The sequence below is a fragment of the Shewanella sp. SP1S2-4 genome (assembly GCF_031932075.1).
Taxonomy (GTDB): Bacteria; Pseudomonadota; Gammaproteobacteria; order Enterobacterales; family Shewanellaceae; genus Shewanella; species Shewanella baltica.
In genome coordinates this window covers 12,914-35,614 of the sequence record NZ_JAUOET010000024.1, presented here as the reverse complement: position 1 = coordinate 35,614, position 22,701 = coordinate 12,914, and the positions used below count along the sequence as shown (strand labels likewise).

Genomic DNA, 22,701 nt, shown 5'->3' with positions numbered 1-22,701 from the left:
TTCACGCCTACTCATCAATGTAAATAATCACATAAAAAAGCCAAGACACTCAGCGCCTTGGCTTTTTATTGTCGGTTCAATCAAGAGCCTTGTCTTATATGGGGTATTGAGGATTTATCTATCCCATCACAACACAATTTCGGCCAGCTGATTTAGCGTTATACAATGCACTGTCTACCCGGTAAAGTGCGCTACGTAGACTCTCGTTATCTTGAATACGGATACAGCCAAAACTCATAGTCAAATTCAGATGTTCATCGTGATAGTTGAAATCCGTCGACGCTAAATCCATACGTAATAGCTCTCCGATTTGATGTACTTCATCTAAGGAATGACCCTGCAACACAATCAAGAACTCTTCGCCTCCCCAACGGGCAATACAAGCAGCGGATTGCTGTAGCCCTTCAAGTAGCCTTGCGACTTGTACTAATACATCATCTCCACATAAATGACCAAACGTGTCATTGATGGCTTTGAAGTAATCGACATCGCACATTAACAAACAAAGTTCTGGGCCATTTGTGGCACTTAACACATTCTCCAATACCGCTTCCGCTTTACGGCGATTAGCGAGTCCCGTTAACGCATCTGTGTTAGACAAAGTTTTATTTTCATCAATAAGCATTTGTAAATCATGAATATCTCTCATCGTTACTATATGTAATTCCGATTGATTATCCGTGGCAATTTGTGCAGTTATTAAAAACCAACGGTACTCACCGTTACGACATAGAATGCGAGCCTGCATCTCAGCAGTATCAATTCCTGCACTGATACTGCTTTCAACAATTGCAGCCCATCCCTCAAACATGTCTTGGCGCACTAAGGGATCCGGATATACGGTATTAAACCAAGCATCCATATCGGGAATATCTACTAATGTGTAGCCAATTTGTTCGATAAAGGCATGATTAACAAAGCGGTGGATCCTTTGTATACGCCCAGAGACCTCATCCATGCGAGATTCAGAAAGCAAGATTGGGATAGGAATGAAATCTAAGCTTTTAAAGAGGATTACCTCACTGTCATTGCGTGCAGTCATTAATCTTCCCCGCTCAAATCCCAGACAAAGATAAGTCATCACATCCTAAACCGAGTTGAAGTTAAAAGATGATTGATAAAACATAAGCTAACGCTTGAATTTACATAAAATTCAATAAAATATGACACGGTTGCGGCCAGCATTTTTAGCTTTATATAAAACGCTATCGACCCGAAATAATAGACTTTGCAGGCTTTCACCGACTTGATGCCCCACACACCCAAAACTCATGGTCAAGTGCATATGTTGGCCGTAGGATTGGTAATCCGTGGACTCGATGTCACAACGCAGCTTCTCGGCAAGCTCTCTCGCGATTTCAAGTTCAGTGTTTTCCAGCACGATCAGAAACTCCTCCCCTCCCCAACGTGCGACACAGGAAGCAGAAGATGCATAGTGCTTAAGCTGATCCGCTACTAATTTAAGCACATCATCGCCACACAGATGGCCAAAGTTATCATTAATACTCTTAAAAAAATCGATATCACACATCACTAAACAGAGTGAACCTTGTGCATCGGTACTGTGTTCCATTGCTGAGGAGAGGATCCGCTCCACTTGACGACGATTGGCAAGTCCCGTCAGTAAATCGGTATTGGATTGCCGCTTGTTATCCTCAATCAGTAACTGCAACTGATGGACATCTCTCATAGTGACTATGTTTAAGTTTGATTGATTTTCAGTGGTAATTTGAGCTGTGATTAAAAACCAACGATATTCACCATTGCCACAGCGAAGGTAAGTTTGAAAACCTGCGGTGCTCAGTCCCTGTTTTTCACTTTCATATACAGCACTATCCCACTCGAGCATCGCTTTGTCTCGAAGGATTGAGTCGGGGTAAACAGTATTAAACCAAGATTCAATATCGGGGATGTCCGACATGGTATAGCCCAATTGCTCAATAAATGCATGATTCATAAATCTATGCACCCTATGAGTGCTAGGACGACGTCCTTCCACGTCCAAGGCCTCAGATAATAGAACTGGGATAGGAATATAATTTAAACTTTTGAATAATAAGGCTTCACTATCTTCTGAAAAAAGTCGACGCATCCGTATCTCCCCATACAACGAAATAACATAGAGATAACATTTAGTGTGATAGAACCACATATGATTTGTGAGGACAAGAACTCACTTAGGCCGTCGTCGATATAAAAATACTGCAATCTCATCTCGTAAAATCAGAACGTGACTTGGGACACATCTAAAATGATGGAATGACAAGTACTTAAGAAAACCCTAATAAGAAGCGTTTGTTTGAAAAGACCTTTATTCTTCTTTTTCAACTGCTCGTTTTTTGTACTTATCAATAATAGCAAGATTCAATAGAAGCCTAAGATGATGGGATTAGCCAGAATAATGGATGCGTACCGTCACCATTAATTATCCTCTGCTTATGAATAGACAGTGGACGACTTAATGATGAAGTTAACCTTGCTTCCCACCATATCTCAATTGATTTCGACTACGGCACGAGAGTCGGCAAAGCAGCAATAAATCGCGCCTAAAGCCTAACTCTTCACGCCTACTCATCAATGTAATTAATTACATAAAAAGCCAATGCAATCAGTGTCTTGGCTTTTTTTATTTATATTTAAGCGTTTTTTGCTTTATGGGCTAAGCCCAAATTTACACCTAATCCAACACAGAGCAGTGAACTGAATGTGACCACCATACCTAAATGGTGAATGATTCCTGCGCCGCCTAAACCTAGTCCCAACAGAATATAATAAAACAGTCCGAAAAGTGCACCAGCAGATCCCGCATAGGTGCGGTAGTTTGCCAGAGCCGAGCTGAGTATGTTCGGAATCGCGATACCGTAAGCAATCACAATCAATAGCATAGGCGCTAAAAAGTAAACATTATTCAGCCCTATAAAGGTCGATTGGATCAGCCAAATCCCCAATCCACCGACAAGTGCAATAGCACTGGCTAAGCGAACCAGTCGTGCACCGGTGTGGCCTCGACCCAGCATTATTTTATTAACATAACTGCCAAGGAATGTACCAAAGCCTAACAGTAAGCCACTGGTACCAAAGGCAAGCGTCGATAACCCTTGCGCCTCAAACATAAATGGCGCCAGTGAAAAGTAGCTAAACCACATCAGATTAAACGCCGCCACCAACAAGGTGTTCTTAATAATCCCGCTGTCGGTAAGCATCTTAATCGCTAACTCGCCTATGGCGATTTTCTGAGTATGTACGGGTTTAGTTTCGGGTAAAGATCTTACCGACAAAAATAACAACACGATAGCAGAGACCATGAGTGCGACAAACACCCCTTGATATCCCCAATACGCACTGAGAACACTGCCCAATAGCAATCCGATAACTGGGCTTATTCCAAGTGACATTCCCATCACAGAAAAAACTTTCGCTAATTCCTCTCCGCTATAACTGTCACGCATCATAGTTTGGGTAATCACAGACCCCACTGCCGCGCCAAAGGCCGACAATACGCGGGCCATCAACAACAGGCTAAAGTCGCTAACCATCAAGGCTAATGCTGAGCCAATGGCATAACAGACTAATCCCGCGAGCATAGCTTTACGGCGACCAATAATGTCGGCTAAGCGGCCCCAGCAAAATACGCCGATAGCAAAGGCCATAAAGTACACAGATAAGGTTTGCGATGCAGCGGTAACCGACACCGCAAAGTTTTCTGCAATATTAGGCAAAGCAGGGCTATAAATGGTTTCCATAATTTGCGGAAACATCATTAGCAGCACAACGAGCCCTAATGGTGGTTTTATATTCATGATTTTTAGTCCATTTCAGTCATCCAAATGAGTTGGTTTACCGAAATGTCGCTCCATACTTGTCAAAGATGGCGCAGTATAGATAAAATCCAAATGTGTCCATTAGCAACACTTAGACAAAAAACATCAAAAATAGGACAAAATGGCCTTTATTCTACCTGAACAGCAATTTAATCCAGACCAGCTGGATAATCTGGTCATTGGCATTGCCGCAGATATGGGCGAACACGACTCGGGAGTGCATTACCACAGAAAAGCACAACTGCTGTACGCTCCCACAGGCGTGATGAGATTCACCCTAGCCGATACTCAAATGGTGTTACCGCCAACGCGTGCGGCTTGGTTGCCAGCTAGCGTTAAGCACAGCGTTACCATGCGTAATGTGGTTGCCTATCGCTCACTCTACTTTGAACCAGAAACCGTCACTTCATTGCCCGATAAAGTCACTATTTTCCATGTAAACCCGCTACTCAAAGCGTTAATCGACACTATGTCGTTTTGGCCTTGGGACAAACCAAGAAGCACTCAACACAATGCCTTTTTGCTGCTCTGTGAAGAATTGGGCCATGCCGCGGAAGAAAATCTGGCTTTACCCCTCCCACAGGATAAACGTTTAAAAAACTGGCTTGCGCAACTGCAACAACACCAAAAACCGCCAGCCAATCTTAAGGATATGGCAGTAGAAATCGGAGCCAGTGAACGCACAATTAGCCGCATTTTTAGCGCACAGACGGGAATGGCTTATCAAGCATGGCGCCAGCAATGGCGTTTACTCTCGGCTATTGAACAATTGGCGGCGGGGAAATCGGTGGCGCAGGTGGGCTTTAATTTACAATTTTCCAGTGACAGTGCCTTTATCAGCTTTTTTAAGCAATATACCGGTACCACTCCGGCGCAATATTTTAAATCCCCTAGCATTTAGCCAAATATCCAATCCTTCGAGTACAACTCAGGTGAGGCAATTTCCCCGCTCAACCGAAAGCGGTACTTTCCATTTAGCGCCCGTTGGCGACTTGCTGTGTTATAGTGCGGAAGTCTTTTCCCAGATCGCAATATACGAATCCCTTGAAAAAAATCGCTTTATTTGTGGATGTACAAAACATCTATTACACCTGCCGCGAGGCCTATGGCCGCCAATTTAATTACCGTAAATTATGGCAACACTTAGGTTACGAGGGAAACATAGTCTTGGCCGTGGCTTATGCCATCCACAAGGGGGACGATGGGCAGTTGAAATTCCAGGATGCGTTAAAGCACATAGGCTTTGAGGTGAAGTTAAAACCTTTCATTCAGCGCAGCGATGGCTCGGCCAAAGGCGACTGGGATGTGGGGATCACTATCGATATTATGGAAGCGGCGAGTGAAGTCGATACAGTGATCTTGTTGTCTGGTGATGGCGATTTCGATTTATTACTACAAAAAATCCATCAAAAATATGGCGTTGAAATCCAAGTCTATGGTGTCCCTACCCTGACGGCTAAATCCTTAAGGGATGCAGCGTCTCAATTTCACCCCATAGATGCCGCACTCTTGCTCTAGTACCCATAAAAAATGCTGCTATCAATCACGGCAACAGCATCTTAAATTCACTATTTTAGCCATCAAAGTTACAACACATCTAATGATAGGTAATGTCCGAATACATAGGTGCGAGACGTTTTAGGAGGGCATTGCGGGTCGATAATGGTATCTGTTGCTCCTTCATCGATTCAATTAAATGGCCCACTAAGGCATCAAAATCTGCCTGAGTAATATTCAACCCTTGATGACTCAGTGCCATATTCTCACCGTGATACACGCAACCGCCATCAGCAATCAGACAAAAATGTTCAATGGCGCGCTCACGAAATAACGCGATATCCGTCTCTTGAAAGTGATGCACTATGCGTGGATCAGTTGCAATACGGGCAAGTAAGCCATCGACAATCGCTGATAAACCGGCTTCACCACCTAACTCTTGATATAAGGTTTGCTGGCTTGAGTTGCCATTATTTGAGTTAACCTGTGGCGCCGATGTTTCAGCCGTTTGCACTGCACAGCCAGTGAAAAAAAGCAAAGCGGCGACAGGTAATAACTTCAGCAATAAACGACTCATAGTGTTCCCTCCACCGACACATACCAACCTTGCTGATCGGCAAAACCCGCAATACTGCCTAAATTCGCATAGGCCGTGACCACGGAAAGATGCTTATTGATAAACCAAGCTAAAAACACATCCTGCCAATCATCTTCACGGGCAAAAGCTAACTCATTGGGTTTTTGTCGATATTCGATACCCAGCGCCACATTATCCGTCAGCAATACCGCCACAGACGCTTCGAGCACAAACTGGTAATCATTACTGGCTTGGGTACCAAAACCCAATAAACCTGTTTGATTCGCCTTGGTCGCGCGCACGGTACCATTAAGTAATAAATTGCGCCCCGCCACCGCATCGAAAAATACTTTGCTGGCCGCAATATACACATCTAACCCCCAATCAGAGCGCGCCCCAACCGCCAGAGGAATCGCAAAGTCATCGACTCTTTTATACTGGGCACCTAAGGTAATTTGCGGCATAGCCGTATAAAGTAACTCGCCGGCAAGCTTGTATTTTACCCCAAAGATATCTTGGCCTAACTCGCCGCCCATAGTATCTAAATCAAAGGTTTGCCGTGCAACGCTGAGCTCGAATCGATTATCAAAACTCAATGAAGCGCCAATCACTTTCAGCGTAAAGTCATCGACATAAACGCCTGTCGCCATCGCCGTAGCGGACCATTCATCGCTACTGCCATAACCGTTGATCACCGCCCACGGCACTATGCCACCGCCAGCACTGCCCTCAATCGTCGTCCCGCCGCCAGTCGCAACCACGCGGCTACCTTCGGCAAACGCAGGAGCAGGAACTGTGCCCAACAGTAAACAGAGGCAAGGCAAAGCCTTCACATAATTCCAAGCTAATGAATTCAACTTCAATGCATTCATGGCAATGTTCACTCGCTACTCCGCTTTATTCTTTCGAAGACGTCTAATTTTAACGCCTTTTGTGCGCTTTCTTGGGTAAATTAACTTATGTGTCTGAGGGATTTGCATGGTTAAACGCTTCGAACCACAGATCAAATTCAGCCGCTTTTATGGGTTTTGAAAACACGTAGCCTTGGATGATGTCGCAATTGAGGTTACGCAGGATTTCAACGCCTTCTGGTTCCTCAACCCCTTCGGCCACGACGGTAAAACCTAGACCGTGGATCAACTGAATGCTCGTGTTTACTATCATCACATCTTGGCTATTCGTGAGCATGTCTTTGATAAAACTACGATCAATCTTCACTTCATTGACGGGCAAAATTTTCAAATAAGCTAAGGATGAATGCCCTGTGCCAAAGTCATCGATGGCGACGGATACACCCATGTCACGGAATCGCTGCAATACGCTCACCACAGTTTGTGCATCTTTCATCACAGCGCCTTCGGTAACTTCGATGCAGAGTGCGCCGCTTGGCAGATCATTATCTTTTAATAAACTAGCAATTTGATTCGGCAAACGGGTATCGACTAAATCATGGGCCGACAGGTTAATGGCCAGTTTTAGCTGCATACCTCGCTGCTGCCATGCGACTAATTGTTTAATCGCCTGCTTCAACACCCATTGGCTGACGATATCAATGTTGCCTGAATTTTCAGCGAGTTGAATAAACTCATCGGGCGGAATAAACCCTAAGGTTGGATGCTGCCAGCGGATCAGTGCCTCGGCGCCAGTACACTGATTTAAGTGTAAATCCACCTTAGGTTGAAACACGAGATAGAGTTGGTTTTGCGCCAAACCTATGGGTAAATCGCGGATAATAGTCAGCTCACGCTGGTATTTCTCATCGGCACCCTGACGATAACTGACGATGCGTTGCTCCTCGAGACAGGCTTGATTGAGGGCAATTTCGGCGCGGCGCACTAACACATCGATATCGGCACCATTGCCATCGATTTCCAGTAATCCCGCCCGCACGGTAAGAGAGATATTTGAGCCTTGGATTGGAAATGGCGACTCCAACATATCCAATGATTTCAACAAGTGCTCGGGACGAATACCTTGGCTATATAGGAGTAAAAAAGAGTCGCCATCTAATCGCGCGAGTAAATCCGGTGTGGGGGCTAATTGCTCTAAACGGCGGGCAAAAAGCACCAACAAGGTATCTGCGTTGGCAAAACCGATAATGTCGTTGATATGGCGAAAATGTTTAATATCCAGCAATACCATAGCGCCGGCTAGCTCATGTTTAAGATCCGCTAAATGCTGTTTTGCCGCAAAACGATTGAGCAATCCCGTCAAACTGTCGTGGCGGGATTGATAGACTAAATCCTTTTCCCGCGCCTCAATATCGTCGCGCATCAAGGACAAACTTTTGGCCAACACCCGCAGTTCTGCTGGCGCACCTTGAATACTGCCAGGCTGCTTACCTTGACCAATTTTACGGGCATAGGTTACCAATTGATGCACGGGCTCAGTCAAACTGCCCGACAACCAAATCGCAATCACAATCGCCAGCGCTAAGGTCAAGGCAAAAATCAGCAACATATTATTGCGTAGATGCTGATAACTTTGCTGCCACTTAAGGTTTGACTGATGCAGTAGGGCTAATTGGCTGCCGTTATGATCATAGAGTTTGATCGCCATGGACAGATAGTCCACGGGAATGTTCTCACTGGGCATTTTCAGTAGGCTGGGGAATAGGCTCGCCTGCTCTACCACACTGCGTTTTTCATCATCGGATAAGGTTGACGCGATTTCGGTGCGCCCCGTGGCTTGATTGACAAAGCTGACATCGATACCGGTAATGGCTTTAGCTTGTTGGGCGACTTTCTCATCCAATAGGAATCCCATTCCGACCCAAGCAATCAAGGTCGGCGCCTTCACGGGCTGCAACACAAACTGATAGCTGGCATGATCAAAATTAAGGATAGCTAAAGCATTGTTATTGCTGGTGGTCATATCGAATAAGGATTGAATGTCATCCTGAGTGAGTCCGGGCAGACTCGAGGTCAAGAGCTCTCCTTTTGGAGACAACAATACTGCAGCGTCGGCGCCGATACGAGAGCCGTGATTAGATAACACTGACTCAATGGTTTCTTGCTCGCCGGTGGCAATCGCGCGCTTAAAACCAAAATCGGCACTGAGCACAGACAAACTTTGGCTGAGCTGAATACCGCGATTCGAAAGGACTTCGAGAAACACATTGGCACCAATATCTAAACTTTTTTGTTGTTGTAAAAAGTTGTCCCTTTCGGTCGCCGTCAATACGGAAAATGCCGTGGCAAACTGCACTAGAGTCAGCACAATAAAGAAAACTAAAATCAGCCGTGCGCGAAAACTATTTAGCATGTAATGGCTTGCCTTGAGCATCGTAGTGGCCAAATCCCGACGGCGGGGCTGACGGTTTAGCTTGGCGCTCAATGTCTAAGGACAAACTGAGTTGATTCGCGCCAGTAGTTAGCATTAGCTCAGTCGGCTCGGAGGCCGCCTTCTGCCATGGATGCCAGAGTTTGACTTTATATTGACCGGCAGCCAGATCCTTAAACTGGATCTCACCTTTTTCGTCCGTCACCGCAACAATTGGGCTATCTGCCACATAGATAAATGCCTGCATATAATCGTGAATATTGCAGCCAAGTGCGACTAAGCCGGGTTTATCGAACAGGATCGGCGCTTCGGCTTGACCCACATACAATTTAAGTTCGAAAGGTTTCGCCTCGGAAAAGGAATACACATGGTGACGAGTGCGATCTAGGTTAGGAAAATCTACCTTGGCGCCCTTAGGGACCGCCAACACAAAAGGGATAAAGGTTCGATTTTTTTGTGACATTTCATAATGTCCAACAGGCATAGCCTTATCGGGCATCACTGCCGGGATCAACTCCACGACAGTATCGGCAATCGCCTGCTGCTGTAAATCCACCAGCTTAATATTGAGCTCAGCGGCCATGACTTGAGGCGTCAGAGAGGCAGAAACACTCAGAACTAGAGCAAATAAAGCGCGATTTAAGATCATCAGTTACCTCGGGCATAGTGATGCAAGGTCAACAAGTACCTTAGCTGAGTACGGCGTAAAACAAACTATTTTTCTTCGTGTAGCATTGTACATCACTAATATATCGAATATTCCATTGGAACCTATAGAAGAGCGCCAAAACAGTAATCATTCTAATCGTCCAACTGCTATTACGCACGAAAGTGACCACAAATAATGGATAAACAACATCATACACACATTTAAAGCACGGATAACCACAAGCGTTTAAATCAGTTATGGCGCTTACTGAGATCAAATATCACTGCGAGCTCATTGGCTGAATAAAACAGTTGAATCTAGCCAACATAGGCCCGCCATGAACAATAAGCAATATAACTAACACACTGATCTGGCAAATGACTTTTTGTTGTTCATCGGCAATTAAAGCAAGCCCATATGCTTCTGACTCTATCCATCTTTGACTGTAACTTTACCGGCAATCTAATCTCAACTTATCCCAACTAAAGATAGTCAGGTTTCATATTTTTCGCGGCGAACAAACAAAAAAGGCCTACTTGATGTAGGCCTTTTGTACACATTTATCCATCGCGGGAAACAAGCTTAACTGACGGTTAGCTCTTTTTGCTCTTCGGCTTTTTTACTGCCTCGCTTTGCCAGTGCGTAGTAGAACAAAGGCGTTAGGATAAGGCCGAACACTGTCACCCCTATCATACCAGCGAATACTGCCACGCCCATGGCTTGGCGCATCTCGGCGCCCGCGCCAGTGGAGAACACCATAGGCACCACTCCCATGATAAAGGCGATAGATGTCATCAAGATAGGACGTAAACGTAATCTTGCTGCCTCTAATATCGCTTCCATAGGTGCCATACCGTGATCTTGTTTCTCCTTTGCAAACTCGACAATCAAGATAGCGTTCTTAGTCGCCAGCCCCACCAGTACTATCAGGCCAATTTGGGTGAAGATATTATTATCTCCACCGTAAATCAGCACACCACTGAGGGCTGAAAGTAAGGTCATTGGGATGATTAAGATAATCGCCAATGGCAAGCTTAAGCTCTCGTACTGGGCGGCTAGCACCATAAACACTAAGATGATCACCAGCGGGAAAACCAAAAGACCCGTATTGCCCGCGAGAATTTGCTGATAGGTCAGCTCGGTCCACTCATAAGTCATACCATTAGGTAACGTTTCAGCCAAAATTTTCTCAATCGCTGCCTGCGCTTGGCCGGTACTCACACCTGCTGCTGGGCCACCGTTGATTTCAGCGGTCGTAAAGCCGTTATAGTGCATCACTCTGTCTGGGCCTGAGCTTTGACTGACGTTGATGAACGACCCTAACGGGATCATATCACCACTCAGATTCGGCACTTTCAGCTGACTTATCTGCTGTGGGCTTTGACGGAACGCCTCATCGGCTTGCATATTCACCTGATAGGTTCGACCGAAACGATTGAAATCGTTGACATAGGTCGAGCCCATATAGGTTTGTAATGTCTGGAAGATTTGATCGAGCGACACTGCCTGCTGTTTCGCTTTAGTTCGATCAATATCCAGTTCAAGTTGTGGCACGTTCACCTGATAGCTAGAGAAAATTCCGGCTAATTGAGGATCGGCCCACGCCTTGTACATCACTTGTTGGGTCACCTGATACAAGGCCTCATAACCAAGGTTGGCTCTGTCTTGTATTTGCAGACGGAACCCTCCTATAGTACCGAGGCCTTGCACAGGTGGCGGCGGGAAGATGGCAATAAATGCGTCTTGAATACCAGCAAACTCTTTATTCAATTGTCCAGCAATGGCATTCGCCGACAGCTCTGGACTCTTACGCAATTCAAAATCATCAAGCGCGACAAACACCACGCCTGAGTTAGGACTATTAGTAAAACCGTTGATACTAAGGCCTGGGAAGGCAATCGAGTGCGCCACACCCGGGTGATTAAGGGCAATCTCAGACATCTTTTTGATAACGGTATCGGTACGTTCAAGGGAAGCCGCATCGGGCAACTGAGCAAACGCCACTAAATACTGTTTATCTTGTCCCGGTACATAACCCGTTGGTGTATGAGCAAATTGCACGCCCGTTAGCGCTACCATGCCTAAATACACTAGGCCGATAATGCCGCCAAAACGGATCACTTTACGCACTAACCAACCATAGCCATCGGATGCACGGCTAAATAAGCGGTTAAAAGGCATGAACAACCAACCACCGAGTAACTTGTCCATTAGACGGGTTAAACCATCCTTCGGCGCATCATGGCTCTTGAGCAATAATGCGGACAATGCCGGACTCAAAGTGAGTGAGTTAATCGCCGAGATAAAGGTCGAAATAGTGATAGTCAAGGCAAACTGTTTATAGAACTGCCCGGTTAAGCCACTCATAAACGCCGTGGGAATAAACACCGCCGCCAGCACTAAGGTGGTTGCCACAATCGGGCCGGTCACTTCTTTCATCGCCTTTTGCGTTGCCGCAACTGGGCTTAAACCAGCGGCAATATTACGCTCGACGTTTTCGACCACCACAATTGCATCGTCCACCACAATCCCGATGGCGAGCACGAGTCCAAACAGCGACAGTGCGTTAAGTGAGAAGCCGAGCAAATGCATAAAGGCAAAGGTACCAACTAACGATACAGGCACAGCCACCAGCGGAATAATTGAGGCGCGCCACGTTTGCAAGAACAGCACTACCACTAACACCACCAGCAACACGGCTTCAAGCAAGGTTTTCATCACCGCCTCAATCGAGCCGCGCACGAACACGGTTGGGTCATAAACGATTTCGTACGTTAATCCTTCGGGGAATCCTTTAGACAATTCAGCCATTTTGGCGCGCACATCATCGGAAATCTGAATCGCATTTGAACCCGATGCTTGGAACACTGGAATCGCCACTGCATCTTTGTTATCCAGCAGTGAGCGCAGCGCATAGCTTGTCGCACCCAGCTCGATACGAGCCACATCCTTCAAACGATTCACTTCACCGTTTTGACCGACTTTGATGATGATATCTTCAAATTCAGACAGTTCAGTTAAACGGCCTTTCACGTTAATCAAGAGTTGGAAGTCAGCACTACCACTTGGCTGAGCGCCTAAACTGCCCGCTGCCGCCTGTTGGTTTTGCTCACGCACGGCAGCAATAATGTCCGCAGGTGATAAACCCAGAGCAGAAACTTTATTCGGGTCGAGCCAAATACGCAGGCTGTATTCCCCAGCGCCAAACAAGCGTACCGCGCCCACACCTTTAATCCGTGCGAGCTCATCTTTAACGTTCAGCGCCGCATAGTTAGACAAATACAACATGTCATAACGGTTATCCGGTGACAGCAAATGCACCACCATGGTTAAGTCTGGCGATGACTTTTCGGTGACTATGCCTAAGCGTTGCACTTCCTGTGGCAGACGCGGCATAGCGCGATCGACTCGGCTCTGCACTTGGGTTTGCGCCCTGTCCACATCAGTGCCAATGGCAAAGGTGATGGTCAAGGTCATGCGTCCATCGGACGTCGCTTGCGATGACATGTACAACATGTCTTCGACGCCGTTGATTTCCTGCTCCAGCGGCGAAGCCACGGTTTCGGCAATCACTTTAGGATTAGCGCCAGGGTAGTTAGCGGTCACCACGACTGTGGGCGGCACAACCTCAGGGTATTCAGTGATCGGCAGTTGCCAAACGGCAATCGCCCCTGTGATAAAAAACAGCAGTGAGAGTACGGCTGCAAATATCGGTCTTTTAATAAAAAACTGCGATAACATGGTGTTCTATTCCTTAACCGCGGCTAGCCGTTTCGACCGCTTGCGCCGTCAAAGTATCTTGGTTTTTATCGAGCAATAACTGGGCTTGGCGTAATGCTTCAAGCTTGTCGCTATCAACCATTTCAACCATATGCGGATCAATTTGCATCTTAGGCCGCACACGCTGCATACCGTTGACGACAATCTTGTCTTCGGCCTTCAAGCCATTAGTCACAATGCGCAGCCCTTGGACTTTCTCGCCTAAGGTCACGCCGCGATATTCGACTAAACCATCGGCACCGACGACCAACACAAACTTATTGTTCAGATCTGTGCCAACGGCTTTATCGTCAATCAAGATACCTTCATAAGCGCCGCTGCCTGCAGTGCGAAGGCGGGCAAATAAGCCAGGCAATAAGCTATTGTCTTCATTGTCAAAAGAGGCTCTCACACGAATGGTACCGGTCTGCTTATCCATCGCATTATCCACAAAGTCGACCATACCGATATGTTGATAATCACGTTCATTGGCTAAAGCCATGTACACAGGGTTGTCGCCAGCGCGGGGATCGTTACGTTTCTTCTCAGCCGTTAATTTCACGTATTTAAGGTAGGTTTGCTCATCGACATCGAAATAGGCATACATGCTGGCGGTAGAGACTAGACTGGTCAGCACACTCTGCCCTGCGGTGACATAATTGCCCGCAGTGACATTCGCGTAAGACACGCGACCATCAATCGGCGCTTGCACTTGGGTATAAGCTAAATCAAGCTCGGCGCGCATCAGTGCCGCTTTCACCGAAGCCACTGCAGCCGCGGTCTGACGTTTGTTTGACTCACGGGTATCGAGTAACTCGGCAGACACCGCTTTTTGGTCAAACAATTTATGGGCTCGTTCGAAGTCATTTGTGGCCAGTTGCTCAGCAGAGATAGCGCTAGCAAGATCTGCTTTTAACCGGGCCACTTCCACTTCAAATACGCTCGGGTCGATGCGGAATAACACCTCGCCTTTTTTCACTAAGGCGCCTTCTTTAAAATTCACTGAGTCGATATATCCAGATACACGCGGGATAAGGGTGACACTTTCTGGCGCCTGTAAACGGCCGGTAAACTCGTCCCATTCGGTCACTCGCTCATGTAATACTTGGGCGACATCCACCATAGGCGCACTCGGTGCTGGCCCCTGCTGCGCTGTTTGCTCACCACAAGCTGACAGAACGAAAGCGGCCACTGCCGTTAACATCATTATTCGTAAGGGTTTATTGCTCTTCATATTACTATCCTCAAAGTGGCGGGCATGTCACGCTGTTCGAACCACACACATTTAAATACCGACTGGTAAAAAATATTCTGTACTGGACGGTAATATATAGCGTAAAATGACTCTGTCAACAAATTTATGTACCGATTGGTATTAAATTAAAGGCGCGCACTGATCTTTACTTTGCAATGCGCCCTTAGGCGGAAAGCCACTAATTTGATCTTCAAAGCATTTTTTTGAATATTGAGGCGAACGCTGACTGACACGGATTGAATGCTGAACTTAGGTGACACCTTGGATGACTAAGTAGACAAATCCCCTTAGTCGGTCATCAGTCAGCAAGTGTGGCTGGACACGGACTAAACCCATGTCTATCCTAGGGGCAATTGAGAATTGAGGAGCCTAATGATGTCAACCGTCACCCAGACGCCCTGTGTAGGTCGCCCACGTGCCTTCGACACTGACGATGCATTAGCCAAAGCCTTAGAGGTCTTCTGGCGCAAAGGTTTTGAAGGTACATCGTTAACCGATTTGACCCAAGCTATGGGCATTAATAAGCCAAGCCTTTATGCCGCCTTCGGCAATAAAGAACAGTTATTTCTCAAAGCGATAGAATTATATGAACAACGCCCCTGTGCGTTTTTCTATCCCGCGCTGGAGCAAAAAACCGCCTATTTAGTGGTCGAGTCAATGCTGCTCGGGGCCGCGAGCTCCTTGGTGGATAAAAGCCATCCGCAGGGATGTTTGATTGTTCAAGGGGCATTAACCTGCAGTGAAGCAGGGCAAGCGATTAAAGACACTTTGATTAATCGTCGCCGCGACGGTGAAATCGCTCTGTGCGAAAGATTGCAACGCGCCAAAGATGAAGGGGATTTGCCCGCAGATGCCGAGCCGTTACTGCTTGCCCGTTATGTCGGCACAGTATTGCAAGGCATGGCCGTACAAGCGACCAGTGGGATTTGCCCGAATGAATTACGCAAAGTCGCCGAGCTAGTGCTAGCTAACTTTCCGCGCAATGATGAGTCCTGATCCATAAATCCTAATGCACAAATCCTAATGCGCACAAACAATAAACCCCAGTTGAGTTCTCACTTAACTGGGGTTTTATTTATGCTTTGCTTTATTTCTGTCCAACCATTTACTTCTGCACAACCAAGAGTTCTCTAAACAGTTGTCTGAGTCGTTTCAATAATGGCAGGCTGCTTTTATCTTGATGCTGGATCACATCGACGTTTGCATACCAGCCTATCTGCTCAAACTCTATGGGGACCCGAGTCAAGTTGCCCGATAAAACTGAGCTGGATGCCATGTGCTCTGGTAACAGACACCAACCATGGCCCTGTAATGCGAGCTCCAATAACACGTAATAGTTATCGGCATACCAAACATCAGGACTGAACGCCTGCTGAAAACTGCTGGTTTTAGTATTACGTGAGCGGATGAGTAATTGTCGATACAGTCGCAATGCGTCCATGTTCGGTGCAACTGATTTTGCTAAGGGATGCGAACTCGCCACATAAAGATCGAATTTAATCACACCAATACTCTCAAAATCGATACTACTTGGCATAGATAATTCGCTAAAAATCAGTCCTGTAGATGCTCTTCCCGAATGTACCATGTCGATAATATCTATGCTTGAGGCACTGAGAAACTCGAGTTCGATGTTAGGGAAATCACTTTCTAACAACTGAATAATTTCCGATATTCTCTGTATCGGAATGCCTTCATCCATCGCAAGACACACTTCTGAAGATTGACGACTAAAAAGCGATAAGGCGGTATGTTTAAGCCTTCTATGTTGAAGAATCGTCGCTCTTGCGTAGGGCAATAATTTACTGCCTTCAGCCGTTAATACTGGGTAACGACCCGAACGGTCAAATAACTCGACCCCACAGTCAATTTCAAGATTCATCACATGCTGGCTAATCACGGACTGTGCTTTCTTAAGTAGCCTTGCGGCATTCGAAAATGAACCAGATTCTACGGTTTCCATAAAGGCTTCGAGTTGTTCGAGACTAAACATATCGCTTTTACCGATACTATCTAATTATTACTTATCCCTATACTAGATAAAAATATGGCCATAGTCACATTGAATGAATGGGAAATAGCCATGAAAACGACAGAACGTATCTTTAACGCCTTACTCTTTGAAGCAATTGCACTCGCAATTATTATCCCGGTTTCTACCCTTATATCAGGCAAGGGAACCAGTGAACTTGTCATAGTCGGTATCGCTCTGAGTCTTTATACCGTGGTGTGGAACTACTTCTACAACCTAGGATTCGACAGAGTATTTGGGGCAAATCGAGAGCAACGCACTTTAAAAAACCGAATACTGCATACCTTTGGATTTGAAGGGGGACTTATTTTCATTAGCATACCGACCATCGCTTGGTTTTTACAGATAGGCTGGTTGGCAGCCATGGGCTTAGAAGCGGTTTTTTTGATCTTTTTCTTCTTCTACAGCACCCTATTCCATTGGTGCTATGACAAGTATCAGCCCTATAAGACTTGGTTTACTATGCCAGCCACTAAGGTCAAATAGTATTGCTAACATCAACACACATCAGCATCAAACGAACCTCACTAAGCACGTTAGCGGTTCGTTTGATGACAGTTTTGAGGTTTATCGATTTTATTTTATTCTATTTAACAGAATCCTAAGTCAGTTCATTCGTTACCCAGCGCAAAATCTCACTTAAAAGCGGAAAATGGAGGTTGCTGAAATACCCTATAAACTTCACAAAAGTACTAACTATCTGTAATTAATATTCAAATCATTAGTCTAGATACAATTCTTTATGCTATAAAAGCCCATATATTAAGCAGGGAGATGGCAGCAAAATGCGTGTAGGGAACAGAGTGAGGCTCAGGATGCAGCAGGCATTAAATTTGCCCTCAGCATTAATACTTGGCGTCGTTTTATTACTCGCATCTATGGTTTACAACATGGCACTCGCCCAAGAAAGCAATGCTGTGCCCGCAGAATCCCAACCTCAGACGATAACTTTAGCTGCAGAAGACAGTTGGCCGCCCTTTGCCAATCAGTTTGGCCAAGGTATTTCCCACCGTTTAATTCAAGCCGCCTTTAAGCAGTCGCATATTGAAGTAAATAGCTTAGTAGTGCCCTATTCTCGTGCCTTGATGATGGCAGAAAAAGGCGCAGTAGACGGCGTATTTAATGTCACCCGCGAGAACAGCACCGAGCAACGTTTTATCTTTGGCAAAACCCCACTGCTTGTTGCAACCGCATCATTTTATCAAAAGAAACAAAAACCTATATTGGCTGACAACAAATGGGCACTACCCAAAGGCGCGGTTATTGGAGTAATTAAAAGCTATGAATATGGCGATGAGTTTCCCAAATTAGTCAAACAGCAACAGCTCAATATCGTCACCGTCGCTAATCAGCAGCAATTAATTAATTTATTGTTGATTGGACGCATAGATGCCGCCTTAATGTTCGATTTAGTCGCGAAAGAAAACCTGAAAAAAATGGGCGTAGATGATGACGTCATTCCTGTATTTGCTAACCATAGCAGCGATATTTTTTTAGCCTTCTCGAAGGAAAATCCACAGGCGCAAACCTTAGCGACCCAACTCGATGCGGGCTTATCACAGCTAAAAGCCACAGGCCAATACGAAAAATTACTCTTAGTCGCTGACTAATCCCCTATCGCCGCAAGCAAATGAGAAATTACCGCTGCGAGCGAATGATCTCTTGATTCACCCAACATAATAGCTGCTTGATGGCCTTAGACAGGATCTGATTCTGGCGCACAATATAACCCAAACTGGTTGTGGGGAATTGCGGCAAAGGGGTGACTTTAGTGGTCAAATTAGCCTTAGTATAAACCGAAAACTCCGGCACTATCGCCACCCCAAATCCCGCCTCGGCCCAATCGATTTGCGCGTCAACACTGCCCACCTCCATAATTCTGTAATTCGGCAAGTTCAGCGACGGCAGTGCGGGATCGAGCAATTCGCGAGTTCGCGTATCGTGACCCAGTAGAATTAACGTCGGTTGCTCGGCTAAGGGCGTATCCACAGAAGGCGTTGCCTGTTGCCATTGTTGTAAATTGTCCCCGATTGCACACCATTTAATCTGTTGTAGTTCAGTAAAATGCAGTGGCTGACTCTCCTTTTGCGCGATCACAAACCCTAAATCCGCCTCGGCATTGGTCACTAACTCAGAAGCTTGGGATGAGGTAGTATTGAGCAGCGAGAAATCAATCCCAGGGAACTCCGCCTTAAAGAGCTGAAACGGCTGGATCAACAATAACCGCGAGATAATGTCGCTGGCGGCGATGGTCAAGGTACCCTGACTAAGGTCGTTAATCGCATTGAGATCCGCCTGACAGATTTGTAGCTCCATCAAAGTCTTTTGACTCGTCTCCAACAGACGAAACCCTGCCTGCGTTAATCGAAAGGGATTACGATCAATCAACTTGACCCGAGTGCTTTGCTCTAACTGCTTAATATGCAAGCTAACATTGGGCTGCGTCATGTGCAGCGCCGTGGCCGCTTTGCCAAAATGCTTATGTTCAGCCAAAGTCACAAAAGTCTTTAACCAATTTATATCGAGCATAAAACCCCCTATTGCAGAGTATTAGCGTTAATTATCACCAATGATATATGAAATCCTTATTGAGATGATAACCATAATTAATTTCTCTTATTCAAATGACGGGTCTAGCATAGCGTCTTAATCAATGTGGAGATGATGTTATGCCGTCTATCGTGGTTGTGGGTGCAAATTGGGGTGATGAAGGCAAAGGCCGCATCGTAGATTATTTAGCCGCGGATGCCGCTGCCAGTATTCGCTTTCAAGGCGGTAACAACGCCGGACATACCGTAGTCAACGACTATGGCACCTTTAAATTACACCAATTACCGAGTGGCATTTTCAACCCTAACTGCATTGCAGTATTGGGCCCTGGCATGGTGATCAGCCCAGAAAAGCTCAGCGTTGAAATTGCTGAAGTACAAGCAACAGGTGTTGAAGTCAAATTATGCATTTCTGACCGTGCGACCCTGTGCTTACCTTTACATGCATTAGAAGATACCTTAGAAGAACAACGTCTTGGCGATTTAGCCTATGGTTCAACCCGTCAAGGAATTGCACCTGCCTATGGTGATCGCGTGATGAAAAAAGGCATTTTAGTCGGCTGGTTAAACCAACCTGAAGTGCTGCAAGAACGTATTCAATTTATGCTCGACTGGAAAATGCCACAGTTAAAGGCACTTTATCCAAGCTGTGATTTCGAGCAAAGTGCCGCTGAAATGACCGCATGGTTGTTAGAAGTAACTGCGCCATGGCGTCCGTTTATTTGTAATGTGACTGAGCCATTAAAAGCATTACAAAAACAAGATGCGAGTCTACTGTTTGAAGCGCAATTAGGTGCTGGCCGCGACTTAGTCTACGGCGAATATCCTTATACCACCTCATCAAACGTGACTGCGGCTTACGCAGGTATCGGTAGTGGTTTACCTGCCCTGCGCCCAGAGCGCGTGATTGCTGTGGCGAAAGCCTTTAGCTCATCAGTAGGTACTGGCACTTTAGTGACAGCTATGGAAGAGCAAGACGCTTTCCGTGAAAACGCCAATGAATTTGGTGCAACCACAGGCCGTCCACGTGACATGGGTTACTTCGATGCTGTTGCCACCCGTAATGGTGTGGAGCTGCAAGCGGCAACTGAAATTGCCCTGACTAAGATTGATTGCCTGTCAGGCATGAAAGATCTGAAAATCTGCGTAGCCTATGAAGGTGAGCACACTGAGAACCCAATTTGGCCACAAACTGCCGCGTTGAGCCCAGTGTATGAGCAAATGCCAAGCTGGAGCGAAGATATTACCGGTTGTCGCACCTTTGAGAGCCTGCCAGTGGCCGCACAGCACTATGTTGAACGTATTGAAGCCCTAATGGGTGTGCGCGTTAGCATGGTTTCTGTTGGGCCTGAGCGCGATCAAATGATCATTCGCTAATAAACAACGTTTACCCCAAGCCATATTCGCCTCGGTGAATATGGCTTTTTACTTTGATATGGTTTGTCATTAAAGAAGCAGTCAAGACGTTGATAGCGATGACTCGAATACCCCATATTCAAATATCGCCACTAAATGAAATGGCATTACTCTTCAAATACGTATTTATCTATCATACCGACCATACGGCCAATTTCGGGTTTAGTAATAGTGTCATTCGCCCCCAATGCTATTGCCTTTATACGGTTATCCTCGCTCATTAGGGAAGAAAACATCACAATCGGCATGTGTTGATATGCCTTGGATTCTCTTAAGCGTTTAACCAGATGCATGCCATCCATGCGAGGCATTTCAACGTCCGTGATTACAGCACTGACAAAGTCTGAAATAGAAGCATTATCTTGTTCAGCCAGACTCTCAAATTCCATTAGCATTTCAAGCGCATCACCACCATCTTTAGCAGTAATAATGTTATAACCTGCACTGCGGAGCGTATTTTCAATCATTTTGCGAATAAAAGCGGAGTCATCGACAACCAGAATGGTTTTCGCTTCACGTTTTGCCAGCATTTTGTCATTAATCAGCACGCTCCTATCGAGGGTGACATCGTACTTATCCATACTCAACTCGGGATTGATATCGGCAATGATTTTCTCAAAATCCAATATCATAATCAGCATGCCATCACGGCGAACCACGGCAACGACACAATCATTTTCACCCGCTTCTAAAAACTGACTCGGCGATTCAACTTGCTCCCACGACACCCGATGAATGCTGCGAACACTATCGATTAAGAAGCCATTAATCATCTTATTAAAATCAGTGACGATAACGACCTTATGGGTTAAATCCTCCGGTGTCGATATGCCTAGCCAACCGGCAAGATCGACCAAAGGGATCAGCTTTTCTCGCAACGAGAACACCCCCACCATATGCGGCTGAGCATTGGGATAATCAGAGGTTTCTGGCACCCGAATCACTTCCCGCACTTTGGCGACATTGATCCCGTAATGACAGACTTTATGGCCGCCGTTAGGGAGAATCTTATGCAGATGAAACTCAATAATTTCGAGTTCATTTGTGCCACTTTCGGTCAATATTTCTGATTTTTTTATTTCGCTCATATGAAGCTCTCAACCTAGCAAATCAACATAAGAAAGGTATTCCAGCTATCAGTATAGGAAGGGATTAATGAGTTAGGCACGATAGTGCGATTTTACTGCCTGATTAGCGTGATATTTCTTGAATATGAGTTGTTCACAGATTGATCACGGGCTTACTTTTGTTTAAAGAGATAAGCCGCTAAACTAATGCGCCATAATACTCCCTAGAATAACCTTAACCCCATGCCGCAATTTAGCCCGACCTTTTCCTTTCCAGTGCAAATCTACTATGAAGATACTGATTTTTCTGGCGTGGTGTATCACCCCAACTTTTTGAAATACTTCGAGCGTGCCCGTGAGCATGTAATTGGTGCGGAGCGTTTAAGTGCCTTGTGGCAACAAAACCAGCTGGGTTTTGCTGTGTATCGTAGCGATATGCTGTGCCATGAGGGGGTGGAATTTGCCGATATTATCGATGTACGAACTCAGTTTTACTTTGAGAGCAAGTACCGCACTGTGTGGCAGCAGGAGATTTGGCGTCCACAAGGTAAAAAGCCTGCCGTCACCGCCACCATTGAAATGGTATGTATGAATCAAGCTCGCCAATTAGCGCCTATGCCAGCGGAGTTAATCGCCGTTTTAAGCCAAGGTTTTGCCTCAAAGGTGCAAAACTAATACGGGCGATTTGACTAAAGCGATAATGAATATCGTTAGAGCCCCATAGGAATGGGGCGAGCAACGACTCATTAAAGCTGCCCTAACGTTAATTGGTGTCGGATTTACTGGGTCTAACATTA

Annotated in this window: 19 protein-coding genes; 7 read left to right on the top strand and 12 right to left on the bottom strand. The window is 45.9% G+C overall.

The genetic code is table 11. From position 1 onward, the window contains the following. Positions 1-118: 118 nt before the first annotated feature. The 3 genes from Q4Q52_RS17760 to Q4Q52_RS17750 form a co-directional block, all read right to left on the bottom strand. Entirely contained in the window at positions 119-1,042 is a 924-nt protein-coding gene (locus Q4Q52_RS17760; protein ID WP_311991237.1) for a sensor domain-containing diguanylate cyclase, read from the bottom strand. A gap of 111 nt (positions 1,043-1,153) precedes the next feature. Further along, a complete protein-coding gene (locus tag Q4Q52_RS17755; protein ID WP_311991236.1) occupies positions 1,154-1,957 on the bottom strand; it encodes a sensor domain-containing diguanylate cyclase in 804 nt (267 codons plus the stop codon). Positions 1,958-2,636: 679 nt separating this feature from the next. Next, the gene (locus Q4Q52_RS17750) at positions 2,637-3,800 is read right to left on the bottom strand and encodes a multidrug effflux MFS transporter (protein WP_311991235.1); all 1,164 of its coding nucleotides are present in this window, start codon (positions 3,798-3,800) and stop codon (positions 2,637-2,639) included. 142 nt (positions 3,801-3,942) lie between these two features. On the opposite strand from Q4Q52_RS17750, the gene Q4Q52_RS17745 reads away from it, so the two are divergent. Both Q4Q52_RS17745 and Q4Q52_RS17740 read left to right on the top strand, forming a co-directional pair. Then, entirely contained in the window at positions 3,943-4,722 is a 780-nt protein-coding gene (locus Q4Q52_RS17745) for a helix-turn-helix transcriptional regulator (protein ID WP_311991234.1), read from the top strand. Between the two features lie 143 nt (positions 4,723-4,865). Then, positions 4,866-5,339, top strand: a complete 474-nt coding sequence (locus Q4Q52_RS17740; RefSeq protein ID WP_311991233.1) for an NYN domain-containing protein — start codon at positions 4,866-4,868, stop codon at positions 5,337-5,339. A gap of 79 nt (positions 5,340-5,418) precedes the next feature. Here the strand turns inward: Q4Q52_RS17740 and Q4Q52_RS17735 are convergent, their stop codons facing one another. The 6 genes from Q4Q52_RS17735 to Q4Q52_RS17710 form a co-directional block, all read right to left on the bottom strand. Continuing rightward, positions 5,419-5,895, bottom strand: coding sequence for a group 1 truncated hemoglobin (locus tag Q4Q52_RS17735; protein ID WP_311991232.1), 477 nt, complete (start codon positions 5,893-5,895; stop codon positions 5,419-5,421). Further along, the gene (locus Q4Q52_RS17730) at positions 5,892-6,767 is read right to left on the bottom strand and encodes a DUF3034 family protein (protein ID WP_311991253.1); all 876 of its coding nucleotides are present in this window, start codon (positions 6,765-6,767) and stop codon (positions 5,892-5,894) included. The genes Q4Q52_RS17735 and Q4Q52_RS17730 overlap by 4 nt, the downstream gene beginning before the upstream one ends. A gap of 85 nt (positions 6,768-6,852) precedes the next feature. Then, positions 6,853-9,159 carry an EAL domain-containing protein gene (locus Q4Q52_RS17725; protein ID WP_311991231.1) on the bottom strand — a complete coding sequence of 769 codons (2,307 nt, stop codon included), beginning with the start codon at positions 9,157-9,159 and terminating at the stop codon, positions 6,853-6,855. Further along, positions 9,149-9,826 carry a methylamine utilization protein gene (locus Q4Q52_RS17720; protein WP_006086894.1) on the bottom strand — a complete coding sequence of 226 codons (678 nt, stop codon included), beginning with the start codon at positions 9,824-9,826 and terminating at the stop codon, positions 9,149-9,151. Before Q4Q52_RS17720 ends, Q4Q52_RS17725 begins: the two co-directional genes overlap by 11 nt. A 582-nt stretch (positions 9,827-10,408) precedes the next feature. Beyond that, the gene (locus tag Q4Q52_RS17715; RefSeq protein WP_311991230.1) at positions 10,409-13,567 is read right to left on the bottom strand and encodes a multidrug efflux RND transporter permease subunit; all 3,159 of its coding nucleotides are present in this window, start codon (positions 13,565-13,567) and stop codon (positions 10,409-10,411) included. Positions 13,568-13,580: 13 nt separating this feature from the next. Next, a complete protein-coding gene (locus tag Q4Q52_RS17710) occupies positions 13,581-14,819 on the bottom strand; it encodes an efflux RND transporter periplasmic adaptor subunit (protein ID WP_311991229.1) in 1,239 nt (412 codons plus the stop codon). A 393-nt stretch (positions 14,820-15,212) separates the two neighbouring features. Between Q4Q52_RS17710 and Q4Q52_RS17705 the strand changes: the two genes are divergently transcribed. Then, a complete protein-coding gene (locus Q4Q52_RS17705; RefSeq protein WP_011847480.1) occupies positions 15,213-15,836 on the top strand; it encodes a TetR/AcrR family transcriptional regulator in 624 nt (207 codons plus the stop codon). A 109-nt stretch (positions 15,837-15,945) separates the two neighbouring features. On the opposite strand, the gene Q4Q52_RS17700 is transcribed toward Q4Q52_RS17705, so the two are convergent. Then, positions 15,946-16,833: a LysR family transcriptional regulator gene (locus tag Q4Q52_RS17700; protein ID WP_311991228.1), complete on the bottom strand. Its 888-nt coding sequence runs from the start codon at positions 16,831-16,833 to the stop codon at positions 15,946-15,948. 90 nt (positions 16,834-16,923) lie between these two features. On the opposite strand from Q4Q52_RS17700, the gene Q4Q52_RS17695 reads away from it, so the two are divergent. Both Q4Q52_RS17695 and Q4Q52_RS17690 read left to right on the top strand, forming a co-directional pair. Next, positions 16,924-17,358, top strand: coding sequence for a PACE efflux transporter (locus Q4Q52_RS17695; RefSeq protein ID WP_311991227.1), 435 nt, complete (start codon positions 16,924-16,926; stop codon positions 17,356-17,358). 299 nt (positions 17,359-17,657) lie between these two features. Continuing rightward, a complete protein-coding gene (locus tag Q4Q52_RS17690; RefSeq protein WP_311991226.1) occupies positions 17,658-18,482 on the top strand; it encodes a transporter substrate-binding domain-containing protein in 825 nt (274 codons plus the stop codon). Positions 18,483-18,510: 28 nt separating this feature from the next. On the opposite strand, the gene Q4Q52_RS17685 is transcribed toward Q4Q52_RS17690, so the two are convergent. Continuing rightward, positions 18,511-19,401, bottom strand: coding sequence for a LysR family transcriptional regulator (locus Q4Q52_RS17685; protein ID WP_311991225.1), 891 nt, complete (start codon positions 19,399-19,401; stop codon positions 18,511-18,513). 140 nt (positions 19,402-19,541) lie between these two features. Here Q4Q52_RS17685 and Q4Q52_RS17680 point away from each other — a divergent pair, with 140 nt between their 5' ends. Continuing rightward, a complete protein-coding gene (locus Q4Q52_RS17680; protein WP_311991224.1) occupies positions 19,542-20,798 on the top strand; it encodes an adenylosuccinate synthase in 1,257 nt (418 codons plus the stop codon). Between the two features lie 146 nt (positions 20,799-20,944). Here the strand turns inward: Q4Q52_RS17680 and Q4Q52_RS17675 are convergent, their stop codons facing one another. Further along, on the bottom strand, positions 20,945-21,925 hold the full coding sequence (locus Q4Q52_RS17675) for a chemotaxis protein (RefSeq protein ID WP_106651271.1): 981 nt from the start codon (positions 21,923-21,925) through the stop codon (positions 20,945-20,947). A gap of 222 nt (positions 21,926-22,147) precedes the next feature. Between Q4Q52_RS17675 and Q4Q52_RS17670 the strand changes: the two genes are divergently transcribed. Further along, a complete protein-coding gene (locus tag Q4Q52_RS17670; protein ID WP_106651272.1) occupies positions 22,148-22,579 on the top strand; it encodes a thioesterase family protein in 432 nt (143 codons plus the stop codon). Positions 22,580-22,701 lie beyond the last annotated feature (122 nt).